General features: G+C 37.7%; 19 protein-coding genes, 4 tRNA genes and 1 riboswitch. Of the genes, 10 read left to right on the top strand and 13 right to left on the bottom strand.

Annotation, left to right across the window (positions count from 1 at the left end):
• Positions 1-10: 10 nt before the first annotated feature.
• Positions 11-1,372, bottom strand: a complete 1,362-nt coding sequence (trhO, locus tag AC3FI7_RS18380; RefSeq protein ID WP_491460652.1) for an oxygen-dependent tRNA uridine(34) hydroxylase TrhO — start codon at positions 1,370-1,372, stop codon at positions 11-13.
• A 341-nt stretch (positions 1,373-1,713) separates the two neighbouring features.
• Between trhO and AC3FI7_RS18375 the strand changes: the two genes are divergently transcribed.
• Entirely contained in the window at positions 1,714-3,246 is a 1,533-nt protein-coding gene (locus AC3FI7_RS18375) for a trypsin-like peptidase domain-containing protein (RefSeq protein ID WP_142725307.1), read from the top strand.
• Positions 3,247-3,309: 63 nt separating this feature from the next.
• On the opposite strand, the gene AC3FI7_RS18370 is transcribed toward AC3FI7_RS18375, so the two are convergent.
• The 3 genes from AC3FI7_RS18370 to AC3FI7_RS18360 all read right to left on the bottom strand — a co-directional run bounded on the left by AC3FI7_RS18370 (position 3,310) and on the right by AC3FI7_RS18360 (position 6,870).
• On the bottom strand, positions 3,310-3,762 hold the full coding sequence (locus AC3FI7_RS18370) for a hypothetical protein (protein ID WP_142725306.1): 453 nt from the start codon (positions 3,760-3,762) through the stop codon (positions 3,310-3,312).
• Positions 3,762-4,142, bottom strand: coding sequence for a RidA family protein (locus tag AC3FI7_RS18365; RefSeq protein WP_027380362.1), 381 nt, complete (start codon positions 4,140-4,142; stop codon positions 3,762-3,764). Before AC3FI7_RS18365 ends, AC3FI7_RS18370 begins: the two co-directional genes overlap by 1 nt.
• A 142-nt stretch (positions 4,143-4,284) precedes the next feature.
• The gene (locus AC3FI7_RS18360) at positions 4,285-6,870 is read right to left on the bottom strand and encodes a putative LPS assembly protein LptD (RefSeq protein ID WP_291904566.1); all 2,586 of its coding nucleotides are present in this window, start codon (positions 6,868-6,870) and stop codon (positions 4,285-4,287) included.
• 53 nt (positions 6,871-6,923) lie between these two features.
• On the opposite strand from AC3FI7_RS18360, the gene AC3FI7_RS18355 reads away from it, so the two are divergent.
• The 9 genes from AC3FI7_RS18355 (at position 6,924) to AC3FI7_RS18315 (ending at position 12,002) form a co-directional block, all read left to right on the top strand.
• A complete protein-coding gene (locus tag AC3FI7_RS18355) occupies positions 6,924-8,210 on the top strand; it encodes an N-acetylmuramoyl-L-alanine amidase family protein (RefSeq protein WP_172617103.1) in 1,287 nt (428 codons plus the stop codon).
• 58 nt (positions 8,211-8,268) lie between these two features.
• Positions 8,269-8,340: transfer RNA gene (locus tag AC3FI7_RS18350), tRNA-Glu, on the top strand.
• Positions 8,341-8,693: 353 nt separating this feature from the next.
• Complete coding sequence (locus AC3FI7_RS18345; RefSeq protein ID WP_047380487.1) at positions 8,694-9,014, top strand: hypothetical protein; 321 nt, start codon at positions 8,694-8,696, stop codon at positions 9,012-9,014.
• A gap of 66 nt (positions 9,015-9,080) precedes the next feature.
• Entirely contained in the window at positions 9,081-9,335 is a 255-nt protein-coding gene (gene rpsT / locus AC3FI7_RS18340; protein ID WP_002983073.1) for a 30S ribosomal protein S20, read from the top strand.
• A gap of 10 nt (positions 9,336-9,345) precedes the next feature.
• Positions 9,346-9,417: transfer RNA gene (locus AC3FI7_RS18335), tRNA-Glu, on the top strand.
• Between the two features lie 76 nt (positions 9,418-9,493).
• Positions 9,494-9,565, top strand: a tRNA-Glu gene (locus AC3FI7_RS18330).
• Between the two features lie 63 nt (positions 9,566-9,628).
• Positions 9,629-9,700 (top strand) — tRNA-Glu (locus tag AC3FI7_RS18325).
• A gap of 520 nt (positions 9,701-10,220) precedes the next feature.
• Positions 10,221-10,994, top strand: a complete 774-nt coding sequence (locus AC3FI7_RS18320) for a T9SS type A sorting domain-containing protein (protein WP_142725304.1) — start codon at positions 10,221-10,223, stop codon at positions 10,992-10,994.
• A 219-nt stretch (positions 10,995-11,213) separates the two neighbouring features.
• Positions 11,214-12,002, top strand: coding sequence for a T9SS type A sorting domain-containing protein (locus AC3FI7_RS18315; protein WP_142725303.1), 789 nt, complete (start codon positions 11,214-11,216; stop codon positions 12,000-12,002).
• 159 nt (positions 12,003-12,161) lie between these two features.
• Here the strand turns inward: AC3FI7_RS18315 and AC3FI7_RS18310 are convergent, their stop codons facing one another.
• The 9 genes from AC3FI7_RS18310 to AC3FI7_RS18270 all read right to left on the bottom strand — a co-directional run bounded on the left by AC3FI7_RS18310 (position 12,162) and on the right by AC3FI7_RS18270 (position 23,293).
• A complete protein-coding gene (locus AC3FI7_RS18310) occupies positions 12,162-14,420 on the bottom strand; it encodes a DUF5074 domain-containing protein (RefSeq protein WP_491460651.1) in 2,259 nt (752 codons plus the stop codon).
• 32 nt (positions 14,421-14,452) lie between these two features.
• The gene (locus AC3FI7_RS18305; protein ID WP_491460650.1) at positions 14,453-15,646 is read right to left on the bottom strand and encodes a cell surface protein; all 1,194 of its coding nucleotides are present in this window, start codon (positions 15,644-15,646) and stop codon (positions 14,453-14,455) included.
• 14 nt (positions 15,647-15,660) lie between these two features.
• Positions 15,661-16,794: a YncE family protein gene (locus tag AC3FI7_RS18300; protein WP_142725300.1), complete on the bottom strand. Its 1,134-nt coding sequence runs from the start codon at positions 16,792-16,794 to the stop codon at positions 15,661-15,663.
• The gene (locus AC3FI7_RS18295; RefSeq protein ID WP_343660197.1) at positions 16,791-18,824 is read right to left on the bottom strand and encodes a TonB-dependent receptor plug domain-containing protein; all 2,034 of its coding nucleotides are present in this window, start codon (positions 18,822-18,824) and stop codon (positions 16,791-16,793) included. The genes AC3FI7_RS18300 and AC3FI7_RS18295 overlap by 4 nt, the downstream gene beginning before the upstream one ends.
• Positions 18,825-18,933: 109 nt before the next feature.
• A riboswitch (cobalamin riboswitch) is annotated at positions 18,934-19,119 on the bottom strand.
• Between the two features lie 91 nt (positions 19,120-19,210).
• Entirely contained in the window at positions 19,211-20,158 is a 948-nt protein-coding gene (locus AC3FI7_RS18290; RefSeq protein ID WP_142725298.1) for a transporter, read from the bottom strand.
• Between the two features lie 12 nt (positions 20,159-20,170).
• On the bottom strand, positions 20,171-21,220 hold the full coding sequence (locus AC3FI7_RS18285) for a cytochrome-c peroxidase (RefSeq protein ID WP_491460649.1): 1,050 nt from the start codon (positions 21,218-21,220) through the stop codon (positions 20,171-20,173).
• Positions 21,213-22,043 carry an MbnP family protein gene (locus AC3FI7_RS18280; RefSeq protein ID WP_343660202.1) on the bottom strand — a complete coding sequence of 277 codons (831 nt, stop codon included), beginning with the start codon at positions 22,041-22,043 and terminating at the stop codon, positions 21,213-21,215. Before AC3FI7_RS18280 ends, AC3FI7_RS18285 begins: the two co-directional genes overlap by 8 nt.
• A 202-nt stretch (positions 22,044-22,245) precedes the next feature.
• On the bottom strand, positions 22,246-22,614 hold the full coding sequence (locus AC3FI7_RS18275) for a hypothetical protein (RefSeq protein WP_343660203.1): 369 nt from the start codon (positions 22,612-22,614) through the stop codon (positions 22,246-22,248).
• 4 nt (positions 22,615-22,618) lie between these two features.
• Complete coding sequence (locus AC3FI7_RS18270; RefSeq protein ID WP_142725295.1) at positions 22,619-23,293, bottom strand: superoxide dismutase; 675 nt, start codon at positions 23,291-23,293, stop codon at positions 22,619-22,621.
• Positions 23,294-23,299: the final 6 nt, after the last annotated feature.

Genomic DNA, 23,299 nt, shown 5'->3' with positions numbered 1-23,299 from the left:
AGGTTTTGGATTATGCGTTATCCAAAATTCTATACAGCTTATCAGACAAACGAACTCTGAAAGGAAGCTCGAAAGTGATTTGATCTCCAGGCTTCGCGGTTTCACAAGGACCACCATTTGCATAGATTTGAGTAATGGTAACTTCCTGCTCTCCAGTTGTCGGACCTGAAATCAATATTTTATCTCCTACAGACAGTTCTTTATTCTCAATTAAGAACTGTGCAATTTTTGATTTTGAGTAGTAATGTTCAGCCTTTCCAATCAGCTCTTTTTTCACAGCAATCTTCTGGCGGATATTCTTTGTTTCAGCTTTTGCCAGAGGTTGGTCAGGTAAATCACCAGACTTTTTAAATTTCAAGGCATCTGATTTTCCTTTTCTGAAGACTTTATTTCCGACCTGCAAGCCTTTTCTTAGTTTCACCTGTTCGTCCCAGGGCAGATGTATGGTATCCAGACATTCTGCAGAACAGCAGTTTTCCATTGCAGCTTTACATTCGTCACATTGGATGAATAATAAATGACAAGCGTCATTGGCACAATTCGTGTGGTTATCACAAGGCTTACCGCACTGGTGGCACTGTGCAATAATATCGTCTGTAATCCTCTCCCCTAAACGGTGGTCAAATACAAAGTTTTTACCAATGAACTTACTTTTTATTCCTTCTTCTTTAATCTGGCGTGTATATTCAATGATTCCTCCTTCCAGCTGGTATACATTTTTAAAACCCTGATGTTTGAAGTAAGCACTTGCTTTTTCACATCGGATTCCACCGGTGCAATACATCAATAGGTTTTTATCTTCCTTAAAGTCCTGTAACTGCTCATTGATAATCGGTAAACTTTCTCTGAAGTTTTCCACGTCCGGAGTAATCGCTCCTTCGAAATGTCCTACTTCACTTTCGTAGTGATTTCTGAAATCCACTACAATGGTATTCGGATCTTCAAGAAGATTATTGAACTCCTGAGCTTTTAGGTGAATCCCTTTATTGGTAACATCAAACGTTTCATCATTAAGACCATCAGCAACAATTTTGTTTCTGACCTTAATGGTTAGTTTTAAGAAAGAATAATTGTCCTGATCTACCGCTACATTCAAACGGATTCCTTTCATAAAGTCATAAACTTCCAGCGTATTACGAAAAGTCTCAAACTGGTCTGCAGGAACACTCATCTGAGCATTGATTCCTTCAGTAGCAACATAAATACGGCCAAGAGCATCCAGTGCATTCCAGGCTATAAATAATTCGTCGCGAAATTTTTTGGGATCTTCAATTTTGGCATACGCATAGAAAGACAAAGTAAGGCGGTCTTTACCGGCTTCATCAATAAGTTTAGCTCTTTCTTCTGCGCTTAAGGTGTTATACAGTTGCATGCTATAAACGTTTTAAGTGAGAATAAAATTTTTGCAAAGATAATCATTTTTGAATTAAGTATATTTATGACACCAATCAATGCCATAAGAAATGAATGATCAGCATGAATATTATATGATGTCCTATCTTGTGAAAGTCTGACATATTTTCCTTAATTTTTTTTTAAGTTTTGTTAACTGTGACATTAACAATTATGATTTAAGACACAAAATGATATAATAGCCGTTAAATTTTAGTTAAAATTGAAACATAGCATACTAATTGCTTACTTATTTAACATTAAATTTGTTTACTCAAAAACATAAAAAAGAAATTAATTAATAAACAAGAAAGATATACAATGAAGAGTACTTTAAAAAAACTATTACCATTTGCAGTAGTTGGAGTCATTTCCGGAGCTACTACCGTTGGAGCTCTACAATATTTCGGACACAACTCCAACAATGGAGATCAATCTTATTTTACAACATCAGCACCAAACACCTCATTCGCAGGAATGAATACGGGAGCAGTAGGTGATGATTTTGTAAAAGCGGCTAAAACAACCGTTCCAGCTGTAGTTACCATTAAAAATTACCAAAGCAGAACTTCAAGCAGAGCTTCAGAGCAAGACCTGTTCGACTTTTTCTTTGGAGATCCTTTCGGTGGAGGAAGAGGCCAGCAGAGACAAAAGCAGCAACAGGCCCCTGACAACATGCCATCAGGAATGGGTTCTGGTGTCATCATCTCTCCGGACGGATATATTATCTCTAATAACCACGTAGTAGCAGGCGCTAATAAGCTAGAAGTCGTATTAAGCAACAAGAAGTCTTACATTGCTACTTTGGTTGGAACAGACCCTAATACAGACATTTCTTTATTAAAGATTGAAGAGAAAGGACTTCCTTATTTAAATTTTGCAAATTCTGACAATATTGAAGTAGGACAATGGGTTCTTGCAGTAGGAAACCCACTTGGGTTAAATTCTACAGTTACAGCAGGTATTGTTTCTGCAAAAGGAAGAGGTATTGGAATCCTTGGAAGCCAGGGAAAAGCCGCTAATCCTATTGAAAGCTTCATCCAGACGGATGCTGCGATCAACCCGGGTAACTCAGGTGGTGCATTGGTGAACACCAATGGTGAACTTATTGGGATCAACTCGGCAATTCAATCTACTACAGGATACTATCAGGGATATGGATTTGCAGTTCCGTCCAACCTTGCCAGAAAAATTGTTGAGGATATCAAGAAATTCGGAATTGTACAGCGAGGATTCTTAGGAGTACAGTCTCTGGATCTTTCAAATGATCAATTGGTAAGCTCCTACAATCAGCAATATAAAACGAACCTAAAAGTAGGGTCCGGAATCTATATTACAGGATTTGGTGAAAACAGTGGTGCTGAAGATGCAGGCCTGAAAAAAGGTGATATTATTACCAAAGTAGATACCTATGACATTACTGATTTTGCAGATCTTTCTATGTCTATCGGAAGCAAACGTCCGGGTGATAAAGTACAGGTAACTTATCTGAGAAATGGTAAAGAAGGAACAACGAACGTAACGCTTAGAGACCAAAAAGGCGGGACTTCCACAAGAACAAAAGCAGATCTTAGCGTGACGGAAAAAATCGGAGCAGAATTCCAAAGCATTGATGACAGAACAAAAGCTTATTACGGCTTAAATAGCGGAGTTGTTGCTAAAAACGTTATAGAAGGAAGTGAGATGGCCAAAGCAGGAATTGTAGACGGTTATATCATTACAGAGATCAATGGAAAACCTGTCAACTCACAGAAAGACGTAGAAAACTTACTGACTAAGTTCTCCGGAACCGCTCAAATAAAATACATGGACGACTACGGAAGAAATTACCAGAGAGGATTCAAAATGCCTTAATTAAGAAAACAAAATTAGTTTTTCATATCAACAAAAAAACGCTGCAAAAACCTGCAGCGTTTTTTATTTATTATTCATTTTTTCGGCAATCCTCTTTTTCTTATTCCGTTCATAGATCACTTCTACAATCTTACCGCCAATCCAGGAAAAAGGGAAAAAGGTAAGGAAAATAGAAATTTTATAAAATGTAGGATGATAAGGAAAAATAATAACATCCAGCATAGCAATAAAGAGCATGATAAACCCTATCAGAATAGCATAAGCCACTTTAGCATATTTGACAATAATGGCTGTAGCGACTCCTCCAATAGTAGTTCCCAGTCCGGAAATGAATAAAAGGAAGCCAAAAAATGCCTTATCATCTTTCATGCTGAAAAGAAATCTCTGCCAATGCTCAAACGGAGCGAAAGCCTCAAAAGTTACCCATTGCGGAAAAGCCCTTATACCAAGAGTGATAATAAGTCCTGCAATACCAAGACCTATCAGAACCGCAACTGTATTTCTTATAAAGTTCATTAATCCTGATGTGCGATCATAGAAATTTCAATATCCACATTTTTAGGCAAACATGAAACCTGTACTGTTTCACGGGCAGGATAGCTTTCTGAATCTAAGTAAGATGCATAGATATCATTCATTACCGCAAAATCATCCATATTCTTAAGGAAGATGGTAGCTTTTACAACATTTTTAAAAGTCATTCCAGCCTCTGTAAGGATCGCCTCAAGGTTTTTCATTACCTGATGCGTTTCTTTCTCAATTCCCTCTACCAATTTACCCGTTGCAGGATCTACAGGAATCTGTCCGGAGATGTATAAAACCCCATTGGCCATATTAGCTTGTGAATAAGGTCCGATAGCTGCAGGTGCATTCACGGTGTTGATTATTTGTTTCATATGTGGATATTTAATTTTTTTAAGCTCATATACTGTCACTGCCCACTCTATTCTTTATAAAAAAATCTGTCTTGCAGTGATCTCATTAGAATTTATTTTGGTTGCAAATATAAAATTTATATTTACAAATGCCAATCTGATATTAGAAAGGCGCATTAGGCTGGGTAAAGCTTCTGTCTTTGTACTTTAAGGCATCACTTAAGATATTGGCTTTGATGCCAATAAAGAAGTCATACACCTTATATTGACCGAAAGGCACCCAGTTGAAGTTGATTGTAAAGCTTCGCTGATCTCTCGAAAAACCGATCCTTGTATATGCCAATTCTTTAGTCACCATATCATAATGGGTACTTCCGTTGATATTCCAGTAAGGAGTAAGCTTGATGCTGCCATCTAGTCCGATAGATGCAATTTTATTGGCAAATCTGCTCAGTCCTTTGGAGTAAGCATAGTTAGCGCTGATATTTAAAGTCCAGGCCTGATCAAAATGAGCATAATGATCATCATCAAAATAATAATTTTCATTTCGAACCTCTCCTTTTGATGAATATTTTTTAGCATAATCTGTTTTCTCTCCAAAAATCTCGCTGCTTAAAGGATATGATAACTGAACATTGAATCCCTGAACACTGAAGTGACCGAACTGTTCTGTTCTTATTCCGGTGTCCTGACCTGATGAAAAATCAATTTTATAAGGCTCCAGCGCAAGACTGGTATTTACGGTAAGCTTATTATTGAAGAAAGACGACTGTCCGTTGATGGAGAATACAGACCAAGGATGATCTTTAGCAGCAAAGTTATAGCTTCCGGCAAGGTTTAAAGATTCAAAGATTTTAATCTTTTTCACTCCTGTAGAATCACTCTTAGACTTTATTTTCATTTCAATATTGTTCCCAATGTTGAAACCTAATGCCCCCTGCATCCCACTGGAAGGACTTCCAATAATCCCTTTTTCAAAAATCGAATAAGGGGTTAAAGCTCCGGTAGCATTATAATAGTTCCTGTAGTATCCGAAATTAGGACTTGAAAAATCCGGAGAATATGTGAAGCTAACGCTTGGTGTCATCATATGTCTTACGGCCTCCACTGCGGATCCTTTTTTGAATTTCAGCATCCCGTACAATGTAGTCTGAAGGCTGGCAGAAGTAGAGAAGGTAGAGTATCCGCTGAAATTTTTCTTAATCTCATCAACTGTTACATTTTTTACAGGATCATAATATCTGTTCAGTGTTTTTGTAGTGAGGGCATTATCAATATTGGCACTTAAGCTGAATGTAAAGTATTTGGCTACTGTTGTGTTGGTTGCCAATGCGATATTATTTTTAAGACCGGTCTGCATCTTATCCCACATTTCTTTTTTAAACAGCTCATTTTCCTGAGTATTTACAAAATTGGTAAGATTGAAGCCTGTGTTCACTGTAATATTTTCAAGAAGCCCCTGTCTGATGCCTGTTCTTGATTTAAACAGATAAAACTGATTGATTGCTACGTTCATCTGCGGAAGACGCAGATCTGCCAGTCCTGTTGCAAAGTTCTGGGAATAAGAGGCCGTTCCGGTAATGGTCATCGGAAGCTTCAGGAATCTTTTGGTAAGGGTTACCGTAGAATTCTGTTGGGTATTCAGTACATTTTGGTTGAAAATGTAGTTATTGTTAAGTGGGTTATTATAAAACTTTGTACTTACAATATCCACAGAAGCACTGAACGTAAGAAAAGGATTGGCCTTGGAATCCTGGGAGTGAGTCCAGTTGATTCTATAGGTACTGTTCTTGGTATAATCGTCCAAACCTTTGATTCCTCTTACCATAGTACCGATATCTGCAGTAAAGTTACCTGAGTACCGGTATTTTTTCTGATAGTTTACCTGAGGGCGCAAGTTCCAGCTTCCTTTTGTATAAATATCCGCTAAAACCTTAAGATCAAAGTGTTCTCCAATAGGCTGGTAATACCCTATCCCGTTCAGAAAGAAACCCACATCTTCTCTTTCCCCGAAACTCGGGATCAGAATTCCGGCAGCTCTTTTATCGGAAAACGGTAAAATGGCAAACGGAAGATACAGAGGGGTAGGCACCTGTTCGATAAACATCTGGATAGGACCTGTAACGATCTGGGATTTTGTTTTGGTTTTAATCAGCTTAATATTATAAGCTCTCATAAAATAATCCGCAGCCGTATCTTTTTTCTTAATGAAATAATCATCCGTTGTATAATCCGCTTTTCTCATTGCGAATACCGAATCATTATATTTTTTGGTCTTCTGGGCTATAATTACCCCTTCGCTTTCTTCTGTACGGGCATTGAAAGCAATAGCCTGTTTCGTCTTTGTATTATAGCTGAATTCGTTGGTCTCGTATTTTTTTCCGGCCTGGGTCGTGATTACGGGCTCAATTATTTTCCCTAAAGAATCCTGTTTTCCTCTGGCATAGATAAGATTTTTATTATCATCTATTGAGATATAATCTGCATCAATCTGCATATCCTGATATTTCACCTGTGCGTTTTTATTCAGGAATGTCATTTTTTTCGGAACATCTCTTCTCTGATCGTCTGCCTTTGTTCGAAGAACATCATTTAAAGATTCTTTTTTTACAACTATGGTATCCTTTTTGGAAATAGTATCATTAACCGCATTTTTAGGCAATTTTTCAGGAGTTTTCTGTGCTAAAAAATTGTTAAAAATTAGGATAATTAAAATTTGTAATATATTTTTGAAGACGGTTTTGGCCAATTTTATACTATATAATTAAGGCCCAAAATTAATATAATTTTTATAACTGTAAGATGCACAAACAAAATTTTAAAATAATTTTATCATTTCTCCTTATCCTTGCCAGTAACTTTATTTTCTCTCAGAAGAAGTTCACTATCGTTTTGGATGCCGGACACGGAGGAAGTGATCACGGGGCCAACAGGACCTACGCAGACATCGGAAGAGTCGCAGAAAAAGACATTACCCTTGCTATTACCTTAAAGATAGGTGCGATGTTAGAAAAAAACAGGGATTTCAAAGTAATATATACCCGTAAAATCGATGAATATCCATCTCTATCCGACAGAACGAATCTTGCCAACAGAAGCAAGGCAGACCTTTTTGTTTCCATTCACTGTAATTCTTCACAAAGACCTACAGCGTATGGTACCGAAACTTATGTACAGGGACCTAACCAGAATAATGAAAACCTTGAGGTAGCCAAAAGAGAAAATGATGTGATCTTTCTGGACGAAAAAGATAAGCAGACCTTTGGATCTTACAACCCGGATTCACCGGAATCTTTAATTGCTTTGAAACTTCAGCAGAGTAAATATCTTGAATCCAGCCTTCTTTTAGGAGGATTGGTTGAAGATAATTTTGTCAATAAAGATAAAAGGTCTTCCAGAGGAGTATTTCAGAAAAACCTTCACGTTCTCCGTATGAATGCCATGCCATCTGTACTGATTGAAACAGGTTTTATCAATCATCCTGAGGAAAGCCATTATATAGCATCCGACAAAGGGCAGACTGAAATTGCAGAAAGTATTTATAATGCAATTATCGATTATAAGAAAGCGATTGACAGAAAATCAGGAGGTTCTGTTGCGGTTAGAAAACCTGAACCTGAAAAACCGGCAGAGGTTCCTCTGAAAAATGATTTCAGAATTTTACTGATGAGCTCACCTACAAAGTATAATGAGAACGACCCTGCTCTTAAAGGATTGAATTATATCCTGACTCTTAAAGAAAACGGACAATATAAATATTACTATGCTGTAACAAATATGGCCTCTGTAAAGGATATTAATCTTAAAACGGCCAAGGACGCAGGATTTAGAAATGCTTTTGCCGTAGGATTCATGCCTAACCAGAGAATCAGCATGGGATATTATACAATAGAAGTCTATTCCGGTGATAAACTGAATGGCAATTCTTATATTCTTCAGAACCTGAAAGATGTGGAAAGAGAAAAAGACAGCGGTGTATTCTATTATACCTATGGAAAAGTATACACACTGGAAGATGCTGTAAAACTTCAAAAGGAACTTGAAGCTAAAGGCATCAAAAATACAGTGATACAAAAAGTATATAAATAATTTCTAAATAAATTTTGAAGTTTAAAAGTTAATTTTTACTTTTGCAACCTCAAAATTTGGCCTATTCGTCTAGTGGTCAGGACTCAAGATTTTCATTCTTGCAACAGGGGTTCGATTCCCCTATAGGCTACAGTTAAAAACCTTTAACAGATTTGTTAAAGGTTTTTTAATTGCTTCAACAGCTAATTGATTAGATTATATTTACTTTTGATCTTGAAAAAGAATTTTTTCCCGATTAGTGGCAAATACATATAAATAATGCATAACATATCATTATAATATACTGAAGAAGAATCATATTCGATAAAAAAGACAATTGCTTTTATTTTAAAAAGAGATTCTGTTTACATTATATCTGACAAAAGCATTATATTTGCAAAAAATTTTTAACCATAATGGGTCACACCATATGGTGACACAGGTGAAAAAAAATTATTTATAAATCATGTTTGTAGCTGGCTGCAGACTATCAAATTTTATATCATGCCGGATTTAAAAATACAAGAAGCGAAATTGCTTTTTAAGAAAATCCACTCTAACCCAAAAAGTTATGATTTACAAATCAATGAAGACGGGATTACAGGCAGAGATGATAAAATCAGTTTCAGACTTTACAGGACTGGAGAAAGGGTTGCTTTTGAAGTAACAATTGACGGACTTACTTTCACCAATACCACTGGAGAATGGAACAATGCACTGATCATGCTGGGAAATACGATCAAAAAATTAGAAAAAGAACAGGAAAATTTAAAAATAGAACAGGCAATAAATAAACTTAGAAAGTACCTCTCAGAAGAAAATTAATTTTTTTAAAAAATAATTTGGTAGTTTAAAAAAAAGTTTATAGTTTTGCACTCACATTTAAACGATATGGCAAATCATAAATCAGCACTAAAGAGAATCAGACAAAACGAAACTAGAAGACTTCGTAACAGATATTATCACAAGACTGCTAGAACAGCTTTAAAAGCTTTAAGAAATGAAGAGAACAAAGCTGCTGCTACAGAACAATTGCCAAAAGTTATCGCTTTATTGGATAAATTAGCTAAGAAAAACATTATCCACAAAAACAAAGCGGCTAACTTAAAAAGCAAATTAACAAAGCACGTTAATAAATTAGCGTAATAATATAGCCGGCCCGTTCGTCTATCGGTTAGGACCTCAGATTTTCATTCTGGTAAGAGGGGTTCGATTCCCCTACGGGCTACTTACATTTTAAAAAAACACTGTATAACATCAGTGTTTTTTTAAAGAGCGTATTAAAGCTATAAATATAACTAACCGGCCCGTTCGTCTATCGGTTAGGACCTCAGATTTTCATTCTGGTAAGAGGGGTTCGATTCCCCTACGGGCTACAATAAGAGTTGATACTTATCAAAACAAAAGCTAACACATTGCCTTGGCAATGGAAGATAGAGGGCCCGTTCGTCTATCGGTTAGGACCTCAGATTTTCATTCTGGTAAGAGGGGTTCGATTCCCCTACGGGCTACAAAAGGACTTTTTCGAAAGTCCTTTTTTCGTTTCTTACTATTCTTTTTGGTGATTCTTGAATCAAGCGCAAAAGTTGGGGGCTAGTACAAAATCTATACTTTTATTGAACCGACAGGTCATTTTTTAATCGCAAAGAAAAATGATTCAAATGTTTTATTTTAGAAAGCTAAGAAGTGCGACTTTGTCGCTGAAGGAGCTTAGTGGATATGTATTTGCTTAGAAAGAATCAATGAAATTGATCCCATCCTTTGCTTCCTTGAAAATATGAGATAAGAGGCTAAAAACTTTGCGTTAGTTTAAATTCCATAAATACAATATCCCCCCAGCTTTTGAGACTGACCCCTAATAACCTTCTCAATTATAATTCCATTAATCAAAACGATAATGCTATTTTCATTTTCAACGAGAAAGCTGTATTAAATTTCATTAAAAATATCACTAATATTGGAAATATTATTTCCTATTTCTTCCATTAATCCTTACATTTGAATAAAACTATTCATTTTAAAATATATAACATGAAATTCAATCTACTTTTGAGAAACAAATTCTCCTTTAAAGCCGGTTTGATGGCTTTATTTTTCTTTTCAACCGGTACAATGTCTCTGGCTCAGAACAGAATTTACGCCCATGCACAAAATTCAGGCGTATTTGGAGTAGCATGTCTCGGATGTCGTGTAGACAATCCTTTGAATGCTATCGGAGACAACGAAGATGATTATTCAACAATGGTATTGGGTACTGCTCTTTTAGGTGGTATTCAGCAGACTTTGACCTTTCCTGATCTCAGGTCAGATACAAGATTGGTAGTAGGAATCGGAACAGACAATATTCCTTTATCTGTGCAATTACTGAGCGGGGTAACCCTTGAGACGATGAACGGCGGCACTTCAAATGAAGACCGCAGAACAATAGATGTAAGCCTGCTTAAACTGGGAGCAACTCCCAACAGAGGTACGGTTGAATTTAAACCGACAAAACCTTATGATGGAGTAAGAATAGGCTTAACCGGCGGTGTCCTGAGCCTTGGTGGAGGATTCAGAATTTATTATGCTTACCAGGATCCTTTAATCAATATTATGGCGCACAGTCAGAACGGACAGACTACTCTTAGCGGAAACGTCTCTTTAGAGGGATCCGAGATCACTTTGTTCAATACTTCAGGAAAGGAAGTATTCCGCTCTGCACTGAAATCAAATACATTTGAGTCAAGACAGTCTGAAGGTGTCTATATAATGAACATACAGACTAAAGAAGGAAAAACATATTCCAAAAAAATTATAATCAAATAATTTGGCAGGAAACAAAAAAATGCGGCGGGCTTATAGCCTGCCGTAGTTTTTCGTATTGGTATTTATAGAAATATTAAAAAAAAAATTAAATAAAACAAATCCATAATTACTAATATCAACAAACAATTAACAAATCACATAAATATGAAATAAAATAAACAACATAATCATTTTATTTATAAATTTACAAAAAAGCTAAAACCCAAAATTTTTCTACATATGAAAACTTATTTATTACTTGGCCGCCGCACTGTGAAAGCTGCAATGCTGGCATCATTCCTATTTTTAACAAGTGCAGTATCTTATGCACAGATTGTAAAAACCTATGCAAGCAGTCAGACCAATCAGGTACTTGGAGTATGTCTTGGTTGTGGTGTGTTGAATCCACAGAATGCTGTAGGGAGCAATGAGAATGACTACTCTACTTTACAAGTTTCAGTAGGGCTTCTGGCGAGAACAGAGCAGACATTGATCTTCCCTACTACCAATATCGCAAACAATACCAACAAGCTTGTTCTTGCCATTGGTTCAAACGGAACTCCTCTGTCTGCTCAGGTATTGGGCGGTGTTTCTATTGAAACATTTAATGGAGATGTTTCCAACAACGATTACACAAGTCTTGCCACAAAACTGATCAACATTGGAGCCGGCGACCCAAGCAAAGGAGAAATTGAACTGACAATGAATATTCCTTTTGACCGTATCAAGATTAATGTTAACTCAGGGTTATTGAATATTGGTGGTGAGCTTAGAGTATACTACGCTTATCAGTACAAAGATCCATTCATCAATTTCATGGCTCACAGTCAAAACGGACAGTTTACTCTTGACAAAAATGTTTCAGCAGAAGGTTCAGAGGTAACACTCACCAATACTTCAGGAAAAGAAGTATTCCGTTCCAAGCTGACCTCAAATACATTTGAATCCAAACAGCCACAAGGAGTATACATCTTGAACATTACCACAAAAGAAGGAAAAACATATTCTAAAAAGGTGATCATCAAGTAAAACAAGATGCATTATAAATCAGACCCGGCAAGCCTAAAGGCTTGCCGGGTTTTATATACCAAACTGTTATCATATCTGCAGTATTTTCCAAGTCCAATAAAAAACCCTGGCCAATTACGGCCAGGGTCAGACTAACAAGATTAACTATCTGCGATAGTATTAGTTTTTAATCAGTTTTTGCTGATATACTGCTTTATCTGTCACAGCTTTCAAAATATAAATCCCTTTCGGAAGCGTACTTACATTAATTTGTCCATTATTCAACTGTGTGTTGATTACTCTTCCTGAAGTATCGTAAATAGAAACATTCTGGATTTTCTCCTGTGTTTTAAGAGTAAGGATATCAGTAACCGGATTCGGATAAATACTGAATTCAAGCTTTTTCACCTCAGCAGTAGCTAAAGTTGATGTTGTACTGGTTACCGCAAGCGCTTTCTCCACTAACTTACCGTTTGAGTTAAAGCGGATCACAATATCAGAAGTTCCTGAAGCAAGCGGCGTCAAAACAAGCTCATCATTATTATTAATAACAGCAGAGACAACCATAGGACTGCTGTTTGATTTTATAGATTTTACAACGGATACTGTCATGTTGTCTGCATCAGAAATTACTGATTTCAGATCGATCGAAGTTGTATTTCCTACTGTAACCTGTGAAGGTAAAATATTACTTACAGCAGGAACTGAATTATTGGTAAACACCGTCAGTGCAGGAAACCAATAGTAGTCATTCAATGTTTTGGTATTGATAAGAGCCCCGGTCATATCATAGGTATGAATCCAGTTTTTCTGATAATGTGCTCCGTAGCCGCTTTCTGTTGTATTCAGAACCAATTCTCCGGTAATTGGGTTGACACGAAGAGCTGCACCGTAAGGAATTTGTTTAAACTGCCCTGTCTGACCGGGAATTGCAGCAAAATTTTCGTTAAATGTCTTGGTGGTAACATCAAATCTCACAATCTGTGTTCCTGAACTCCAGCTGCTGATGGAATTGATCCAATATAATGCATTTTCTTTGTTGCTTGCTGTAAATCTGCCGGCGTTCCATGCTCCCCAGTCACCAATATATTTAGTAGTAGGGATATTATAAACCTGTGTCGCAAAAGTGACAGGGTTGATGCTGATCAGTTTCTGATCCTGAATTCCCCATACACTTCCGTCTTTAGCCTGAACCACTGAATAAAACCCACCTGCAATAGTACTCACTACCGTATCTGTATTCGGATCAATGACTAAAATTCCTGCACCTTGTTTCACTGCAAAAACATATTGTGAAGTACGGATCATATTTCCAATCTGTCCGTTACCTCCGGTTCCGGTAATCAGAGAACCTACCTGCAAATTGTCGATATTAAACAGAACAATCCCTGTAGAAGTTCCTATATACCCTTTATGTTCGTTTACCCCTACAAATGATCTTCCGTCACCTCCTCCGATGTTATTAAAACCGGCAAGTTTCTGCATAGTCTGTGCATTGGCAACAACCAGCCTTCCTCCCGGAGTATATTGAGTATCTCCACCGTCAGCAGCCTGCTTTGACACAAAGTAAAATTTATCCCCGTAGATCGTTCCATATTGTGTAGTCGCACCGAAAGCCTGATTATTATTTACATTACTGTACACACGGTAATTGATCTGACCGTTATTATCAATAAAATTTACAGAACCATTGGTATGACCAAACCATTCTTCGTTCACCATGAAATAGCCATTGGTAAAGTTATTAGAGGCTACATACGGAGAAACCGGAGTCATGGTAGAGGAAATTGGAGTATCATTAAATCCTACATTAAAATTCCAGACATCCCATGAACCATTTACCAAAGTCCGTGAAGAGGCTCCAACACTGGAATATCCGAAATCCGCATCCGTCGGGTTCTTTACCCAATAAGCCCAGTATCCGTTAACCGTCCATCCGGACTGCCAGTGATCATTAGCTGCGTCTACAATAGTATAGCTGTCAAAATCGTAAGCTGTCGTATTGACAAAACCATTCACCGGATATAATGGATACGTGGTATTTCCACTTTTGATCAGAGCATTGGTACCCTGGCCGTTAAGATCAAAACCTATCCCTCCGACTGCAGATCCAAACTGCGTTCCCTGATATAGCAGTGTATACAGTCTGTGGTCTGCTTTAGCAATAGCTTTCAACATATCCTCCCCTGTAGCATTTCCATCCCACTTATACCCCCAGACCATGGTATCAGGATTTTTACTGTCATTCCACTGTACTACAAAAGCAGCCTGGTTGGTTCCTGATCCTACCCAATACTGAATATCAGAAAAACTGATCGTGGTGGTATTAAGTTTACTGATCCCTGAAATGTCATTTCGGGGTACACCCTGAACTTTTATCTGTGCATTCGATACGCATGCGAACAGAAAAAGCATCATAAAAAGATAAAACTTTTTCATTTTTATTAATTTAAATAGATTGTATTATTGACTTATTTGAAGTGTAAATCGTAGGCTCCTGCCACTTCTGTAGAAATCTCTCCCAGCCAGCCGGCTTCCTGATTGACCCCTGTATATATTTTCATAAAATCAACTCCCGGAAGTTTTACGTATTTTCCGCTTCTGTCTACTGCCCATGAAATATCAATATTGGAAGCATCATCATTATTCGGCGCATTATCTGCATATCCAAACTCATATGATCTTCCTACCCAATAGGATCCGTCTCCGCTCTGATCAAAGAAATTATTAGCAAGCCTGGTTCCTGAAAAACTGTAAGAAGATTCTGTAAACCATAAAGGATAATAGCTTTGTACGTGAAACGTATTTTTCGTTTTAAATCCCTGGTTTCCCAGATTGTCATTCCATTTGATATATTGTATATCTGTCTGCCAGAATTCCGTTCCGGGTATGGGTATTTTATTCTCATCAGGCTTATAGTAAGTGATGCTGTAGTCTTTTACTGTTGTATTTTTAAAGTATTCACTGCCTGCAATTTCGTACCATTCATCGTTATCCGGTTTTCCATTTTTATTCCTGTCGTAGGCTACCATAATAATTCCCGGCTCACAAGATCCTGAGCGAGGTTCACTGGCATCATTCCCAAAAAAAGCATTGCCAAGCACCTTAAAATCTCTTCCATTCAAATTGGGAATCGTATGATCAAAACCGAAAACTACATATCCGCCATATCCGCCCAGGCTGATCATGGTAGAATTACCTCCTACCAAAGATTCATTTGCTTTCTGAAGCATATTTGCTGCTGTATTTCCGGGTAAGTATTCCGGGATCTCATTCATAAACTGTCCTACAGCAGGACGAAATTCCAATACTTTGGCAATATATTTACTATATGGTATTTTTTCTTTGGTAACGATTATTTTAGAATGATAAACCTGCTCATTTCCTTTACTGTTAATCTTTAAAGTCAAAGGATAAGCATCTGCCTTCGGACTGATAAATTCGAGTTCTGAGTTTTGAGAAATAATAGAATCATTGATACTCCATGTAACCGATCCTGATGCGTGGGTCGGAATACTCAACACTTTAAAACGCTCTATGGAATAAGAATCATCAAGACCGTTAAATGTAAATTCGTCTTCATCATCGTGCTTACAGGCTACTACTCCTGTAAGGAAACATGATAAAAATCCGATTTTTAAATAAGTAAAGCTATTTCTGTTCATTTCTTAACATTTGGTTATTTATATAAAAAAGCAAAGTGGGCAGGGATATTTCCACCTTCCGTTTTCCATTTAAAATGTCCGTTTTTATCAAAACAGTACACAAATCCCATCGAAACATAATTTCTTGCGTCTGTCATATAGATATCTTCTGTGATAGGGTTTACTGCAATTCCGTAAGGCGTTTTAATGGCATCTTCATACTCTTTGTCAAAAATTCTGTTGGCGATTATTTCTTCTGTTTTCACGTCAATGATTCCGAATGATTTTTTATAGCTGTGGGTATTGTAATTGAATTCATTGCCATAGAAATAGAGTTTATCATTAACAATTGTCATTTCACTGACTGAGAGATGAAAGTTTTTCTTGACAGTTCCTGTTGCTGCATCCACTATATAAAGATTGGAAGGAACATTATAATAATCTCCTCTGGAGCTTACATACAGATCGCCATAATTGTCTTTTTTAATGTGATGAAGGTTAATGGCAACATTTATTTTTTTGAGTTCTGTAAAAGTGTTCAGATCGATTACGGAAACCGTATTGTCATAATCGGGAGCTTTGTATCCTCCGGAATTGGCTACAAATAATGTATTCCCTACAATTTCCAGTTCTTCGGGCTGGTATCCTACCACCACTTCGCGCTGGATGGAAAGAGAAGTAGTATCAATTTCCACCACTTTTCCTTTCGGTGCTTTCGGGTTAATCGCTACAGGGCCGGCATAGCTGCTGGCATAAGCTTTTCCATTTTTGAAGGCAAGATATCTGCAGTTCTGCAAGGGAATAGACGTAATACGTTTAGCCGTTTTGGCATCCAGAACTTCAATTTTGTTGGAAACATTCACAACAATATAGAGTTTGCTTCCGTAGATTTTAATATCGTTTCCTACATCTCCAAGCTCTTTTACCACATTGGGATTGATTTCTGCGTAGATATTTCTGTAATAGGTTCCTTTGGTATAATCAAAAAAATCCAGGGTACATTTATTACTTCCCATATTCCCTTCATTGAGCATATAAAACCCCTTTATTGCAGTATTTTCTGAAGGAAGTCCTTCTACCACTTCCTGGCGGACGATGATATCATCTGTACGGCATGAGGTAAGAAAAGCTAATACCAGAAATAAAAAGTAAAAGTTTATTTTTCTCATAAAGTGAAGTTTAGAATAAGTTTAAAGTTTCTTCCGGGCATAGGGTAATTGATAACAACATCATAGTATTGATTGAAAATATTATTCATCTCAAGGCTTACTTTAAATTGATGATTCGCCCAGTTGAATTTTTTCTGAACTGACAGATCGTGAGTATACCAGGGCTGCACATAATTGTACTGAATATTGTCCTGATTCACATCATATCTTTCTCCTACGTACATCGCACTGTAATTGAAGCTCCAGTCTTTGTAATCTGCCATAAGGCTGAAAGATCCGCTGTGCCATGGTGTATAAGGAATCTGATTGCGATAAAAGGTATCTTCCGGATCACTCATATCTCTTGCGCTTTGGTAAGTGTAGGAAAGTAAAGGTCTAAAGGTTACTTTTCCCAGCTGAAGTTCGGTCTGTACATTGACATCAGCTCCTATGATTTCCACCATTCCAAGGTTCATCATCAGCCATCGGAACATGCTTCCGTTAGGAGCGGCTACAATTTTATCCTGTACTTTGTTGTAGTAGCCGTCTGCTTTAGCATAAAAGGTTTTAAAGAAACGGTTGTTATAATTCTTCTGATAGGTAAATCCGAGGTCATACTGGTTGGTAAACTCCGGTTTCAGGTAAGTGTTTCCGATATTGGTATAATACAGATCATTAAAGGTTGGAAGCCTGAAAATTCTTTTATAGAATGCCCTTAGGGTAAGCTCAGGAATTTTTTCAGGCTGATAGCTCATAAAAACGGCAGGTGTCCACTCTCTGGCATCTCCCGGTCTTTTGTTTTTTCTTACTTCTTCAAACGTAAAAGTTCCTAAAAGACTTCCCAGGATTTTGAGCCTGTTCCACTGATACGTTGTCGCCAATGCTACCAATGTGGTGTAACGTGTAGGATAAGAGAAGTTATCCAGATTAGCATCGAGATTATTATACTGGAAATCTCCACTCAGACTGACATCCCAATTGGGTGTAATTGAATAGATATTCGATGAGGAAAGGTAAAGTTCTCTTTGGATATAGGTATTATCGGTATGAATAATAGACTGCGAACGAACTGTATCCATAAAATGGGTATAATCGTAAGCGAATTTTGCTTTCAGCTGTGTTTCAAATTTCGGGAACAGTTTTTTTCTCAGGTTGGCTTGCACAAAATAATTTTCATCGTAAAGTCTTGCCCCTCTTCCTCCAAAACGACCATTGACAATAGGAGCCGGCATCCCACGGTCCGAAATATAACCATATCCCCTGATATTCCAGCTTCCGTTATTTAAAGCTCCGTTGAAAGAGGTTTCAAAGCGTTTTGCTTTAATATCTGAATCCTGTCTCTTTGCAATAGTATCATACGCCTGCTGGCCGTCAGGATATTTCTTTGCATACCTAAATCTGTAAATCCCGTCACTCTGCATAAATTCTCCACTGAAACTGGCAGAAATCCTGTCTGAAATTTTCTGCTCCAACCGGAATGACGGATTAAAGAGATCAATGGAAGCACTTTTTGTCCTTATCACGAGATTGGTCTTTCTCGTTCCTTTAAATACAGGAGTTTTTGGCTGTAAATAGATGGATCCTGAGGATCCGAAATCTTTTGCTGGCTGAAAAATTTCACTTTTCTGTCCATTATATAATGATATTTCTTCCAGATCATCCAATGAATATCTTCCAAGATCCACCAGTCCGTTTTGCGCATTCCCCAATTGAATTCCATCATAGAAAACTCCCACATGCTGGCTTCCCATACTTCGGATATTAATGGTTTTCAAACCTCCTATCCCACCATAATCCTTGATCTGAACCCCTGAAAAATACCGGAGTGCATCAGCTACAGAATGACTGTTCAGTCTCTCAAGCACTTCCCCCTGCATGGTTTGTGCCGGAATGATTTCTTTAAAATTCTTTTTATAAAGATTGATTCCTTTAATGGTCTCTTCCTGAAGACTGTCTTTTTTCCTGGTTTGAGAAGACAAAAGTTGAGATGTGATCACCAATATTGTGAAAACAGCTTTATGAATTGCAGAAGTAGTTAGTTTTGCCGCCATTAGCTCATTTAGTATCATGAAGACGCTAATGGATATAAGAATACAACGACAAAGCACAGCTGTCACTGCACAGAATCATTGATGTCCTAAGCTTTATTCCACGAAAGCGTCAAACGATTATTGTCTGGCAGGTCTTCTGACTTACTCCATTTTTGAAATCCTTCCCATTAAAAAAACAGTGGATATATTTTTCAAAAACTTTGGTGTGGAGCTTACAGCAGCGGGTCTGTTCCGGATTTTCACCGGATTCCCTTTTAAGAGCTTTTTACGGCTCACCAAATTCCGGCAAAGATAAATAATTATTCCTAATACCCAACTAAAATCATGATTGATAAACAATTAAAGCTCCCGGAGGAGCTTTAACATGATTTTATTGAGGGTACACTTTAAATTCCAATATTCAGGAAAATACTGAATCTTGATTTTGCTTCAATATCTCCTCCTGCAAGATGGGTGTACATGGGAAGCATCATTTCACTTCCCAGACTCAGCTTTTTATAAGAAGCTTCAAATCCTAATTTCCCATACAAAGCACTTCCCGCAGTATTGGGCAATGCTTCGTCAAACTGTTTGTTCTGAGCATACACTTCTCCCTGAACTCCTGTTTTTACAGAAAAAATAGATTTTTCATTTCCTGCGACCTGATAAAAGCCCGTTGCAGCGTAGTTCCACTGATTTCCAAATCGGTAGTTTTTCTTATTCTCTGTTTTGACGGTATAATCCGTATTGACCAATACTGCCACTTTATTTTTCTGAAATTTATAATTCAAAGCGGCCTGATAATCCCAGCTTCCTGTTCCCAGCTGAAAACTTGGGTTAACTCCGGATGCTCCTTTTTCATCAAACTTTCCCAGAGGAATTTTCACGCCCAAGCCTCCGCTCAGATGATGGAAATTATCTTTAGAACTCATCAGCTGATAAATTCCCATCAGGTTCAGGTCTCCTATCCCATTTATTTTGATATCTCCCTGCATCGTTTTCTTCTCATGAAAATGGAAGGGCAGGCTTGCATAAACACTCAGTTTTTTCGTCACCGGAATCTTTCCCCAAAGCTGCAGGGTATTGAAATACTGATCCTGCGTAAGATCTTTTACAAATAAGTTTTCTTTGGCTTTGTAATGCTGGGCAAAGTATTTGATTCCAACAAACTGTGGATTCAGCAAAGATTCAAAGCCGGAAGATCCGTTTCCTGCCGCACAGCCACAGGCATCACAATCATCATCAAAATTGAATCTGCCAAAGGTTTCCGGGGCAATGTATGCACTGTCTCTAATGGTCTTCGCCTGATACTGACTCAACAGGATCAAACTTATGATTACTATAATCTTCTTCATGTTTTCTATAAATTATTCTGCAAATTTTGGATTGGATATAAAACTTTTATCCGATAGTGTTTTCAGGAATGCAATGATCGATTGTTTTTCCTGATTGTTCATCGCAATTCCTGTATGACCGTTCTGCTTCAGCTGCAGATCAAGATTCGGATTATCTTCCACCTGGTCCGAATAGAAATTAAGTACTGCCTCCAAGGTGTAAAATCTTCCGTCATGCATATAAGGTGCTGTATATTCTACATTTCTTAAGCTAGGAACCCGAAATTTCATCCAGTCTCCCTGGTTAAGAGTAACTCTGTAGCGTCCGGCATCTTTGAATTCCGTATTGTAATACATTCCTGTATTTCTGAAATTTTCATCAGTAAACAGTTCTCCACTATGACAGGAAGCACATTTCTGTCCAAACAAAGCCATTCCCTGAGATTCTGCCGAAGTCAGCTGCTCTTTTCCCTGTCTGAATCTGTCATATTTTGAATCTGCTGAGATCAGGGAAGCCATAAACTGTGACAATGCCTTTAGGATTCTTTCTCCGGTAATCGTTTCATCACCATAAGCTTCCCTGAACAGTTTTTTATACTTCTGGTCATCTTTTATTTTTGAAATAGCCTCCGGTATGGAACTGTCCATTTCATTGACATCTGTAATCGGGCTGATTGGCTGTTCATTCAGGTTGTGAATCACCCCGTCCCACATATATCTTTTCAAAAAAGCCATATTCTGAATGGGTGGCGCATTCCTTATTCCGATTCTGTCGTCCACACCATGGCTTACGGTATGGCCGTGATGGGTAAAGGCATTTTCCTGTATATGACAGAAACCGCATGAAATGGTATTATTTCTGGAAAGCCTGCCTTCATAGAATAATTTTCGTCCCAGTTCCACTCCGTTTTTTGTCACGGGATTCATTGATTGATCGAAAGTCATTTCCGGAAAATAAGACGGAAACCGGAGGTTATAGGCTTCATCCTTCTCAAGTGGCTGAATAACCTCATCAGAGCATGAAACGAAACTTAATACCAATACAAGCAGAACGAGTATCGTTTTGATAAAAAAATTAATCATTGTGAACATGGTCTACTTTAAACATCTTTGTAAGATTATTGGTAACATCTGCCAGATGCTGGTTGGACCCCATCAGCATATCATTGGATGTGGTAAGAGTAAGTGCTTTTTCTCCGCTCAGAAACTGGTTCAGGTCTGCCAGAATATGAACAGAAGGGCGGATTTGCCCTGTTACCCTGGCCGTTGTTGGAAGACTCAATGTGATTTCCCGATAAAGATCCGGTGTATTGTTGGCTGCAGTATTACCCATATTTCCAGTGTGGTTCATGAATTCCTGAGACGGAGCATCTGCGCCATATTTCCCTTCCAGCTTTACAAAAACATAGCCGGCAGCCCATGACCATGACATTCCTTTCTGCTTGGCCTTAGTCCAGAATTCAGCCTGTCCGTCCTGCCCTAATAAGTAGGCTTTCTGGCTGATTCCCAATCCGAATCTTATTTTTTTATAATTATTTTTCGGAACCCCATCCAGGTTAAGATAGATAATTCCTGCTACCGCATCTGCCTGATCAACGATAAAAGCACCTTTATCAGGGTTATTTTCATTGTATTTAAACTCGTTCCCGTTCTCGTCTATCAGTGCGATATTACTGATGACGTATTTCAAAGCAGAGAAATTATGTTTCTGACCATTAGAAGAAGTCTGAACCGTCTGATTCAGAACAATATCTCCAACATTATTGAACCCGTTTTCAAATTTGATCTGAAGCTTTCCGGGGGTGGTATCCTGTGGATTATCATCGTCTCTGCTGCTTTCGCAGGCTACAAAAGAGAATACAGTAAAGGCAATAAAGAATAGTGATAAAAATTGAGAAATTTTCATTGTTGATTTTTTAAGTTGAATTACAATTTTTGAATGCAAAAACATTCTTTTTTTGCCACAAAAGACACAAGAATTTTTCCACTTAAGTTTATTAAGTGATAAGCTTTATGTATAATAAGAACACTTAAGCTTTTAAAAATCTTTGATTCTTAATTGATGTAAGCTTTTGTGACTTTTGTGGTTGAATATTGATAGTTTTAACTTAAAAAAGCGGCGGTTTGAAAATGTGGGTAAGAAACAGAAAAGAATAAGCTCTTTCGTAGGTAAAACTGAAATTGAGAAACATCCTTTTTTCAGCAGTAATGATCTCTGTAATTTCGGGCAGAATATAGGTATCTAGAATTTTCTGTCCTGAGTTTTTGAGTTTCTGAAAGGGTGAAGATTCCGGATCACTGGTCTTGGCGAGTTCTTTACTCAGGTAACATTTTCCGTTACAGTGAATCTCCGGCCTGTTTTTATTGATACAGAGAACTTTTACAATATAATCATAATTTACAGCATACTCCATCAATGGCACCAAAGGTCTCAGTACCATATAAAAAGTAAAAAGTATGCTGTAAAATAATTTCATCAGATTATTTCTTGCTTAAAGCTTCGTCATATCTTCTGCTGATCTCCTTCCAGTTGGTAACATTCCAGATAGCACTAAGATAATCTGCTCTTTTATTCTGATATTTTAAATAATAAGCATGTTCCCAGACATCAATTCCGAAAATAGGAGTTCCCTTCTCTTCCACAACATCCATTAAAGGATTGTCCTGATTAGGAGTTGAAGAAACGAACAATTTTCCGTTTTTATCTACAGAAAGCCACGCCCATCCTGATCCGAAGCGGTCTGCTCCTGCCTTAGACATCTTTTCTTTAAAAGCATCCATACTTCCGAAAGTTTCAGTAATGGCTTTTGCCAACTTTGCTGAAGGCTGTGTATTTTTCTGAGGCGTAAGAACCGTCCAGAACAATTCGTGGTTGTAATGACCTCCTGCATTATTTCTCACGGCTGCCGGCAGTTTTGAAACATTGGAAAGAATCTGAAACAGGGTTTCTTTTTCCTGTGGAGTTCCTGCAATCGCTTTATTCAGGTTAGCTACATAGGCTGCAGCATGTTTTGAATAATGAATTTCCATGGTCTGGGCATCAATATTCCCTTCCAAAGCATTGTAGGCATATGGCAGAGGTGTCTGCTTAAACTGAGCCAGTGCAAACTGGGCTGCGAAAACTGCACTTAAAGCAGCTATTTTCATAATCTTCATAACGTT

The sequence above is a fragment of the Chryseobacterium sp. TQ-BC-N36 genome (assembly GCF_058382295.1).
Note: the sequence above shows the minus strand (reverse complement) of the source record. Positions and strands in the feature narration are given on the sequence as shown.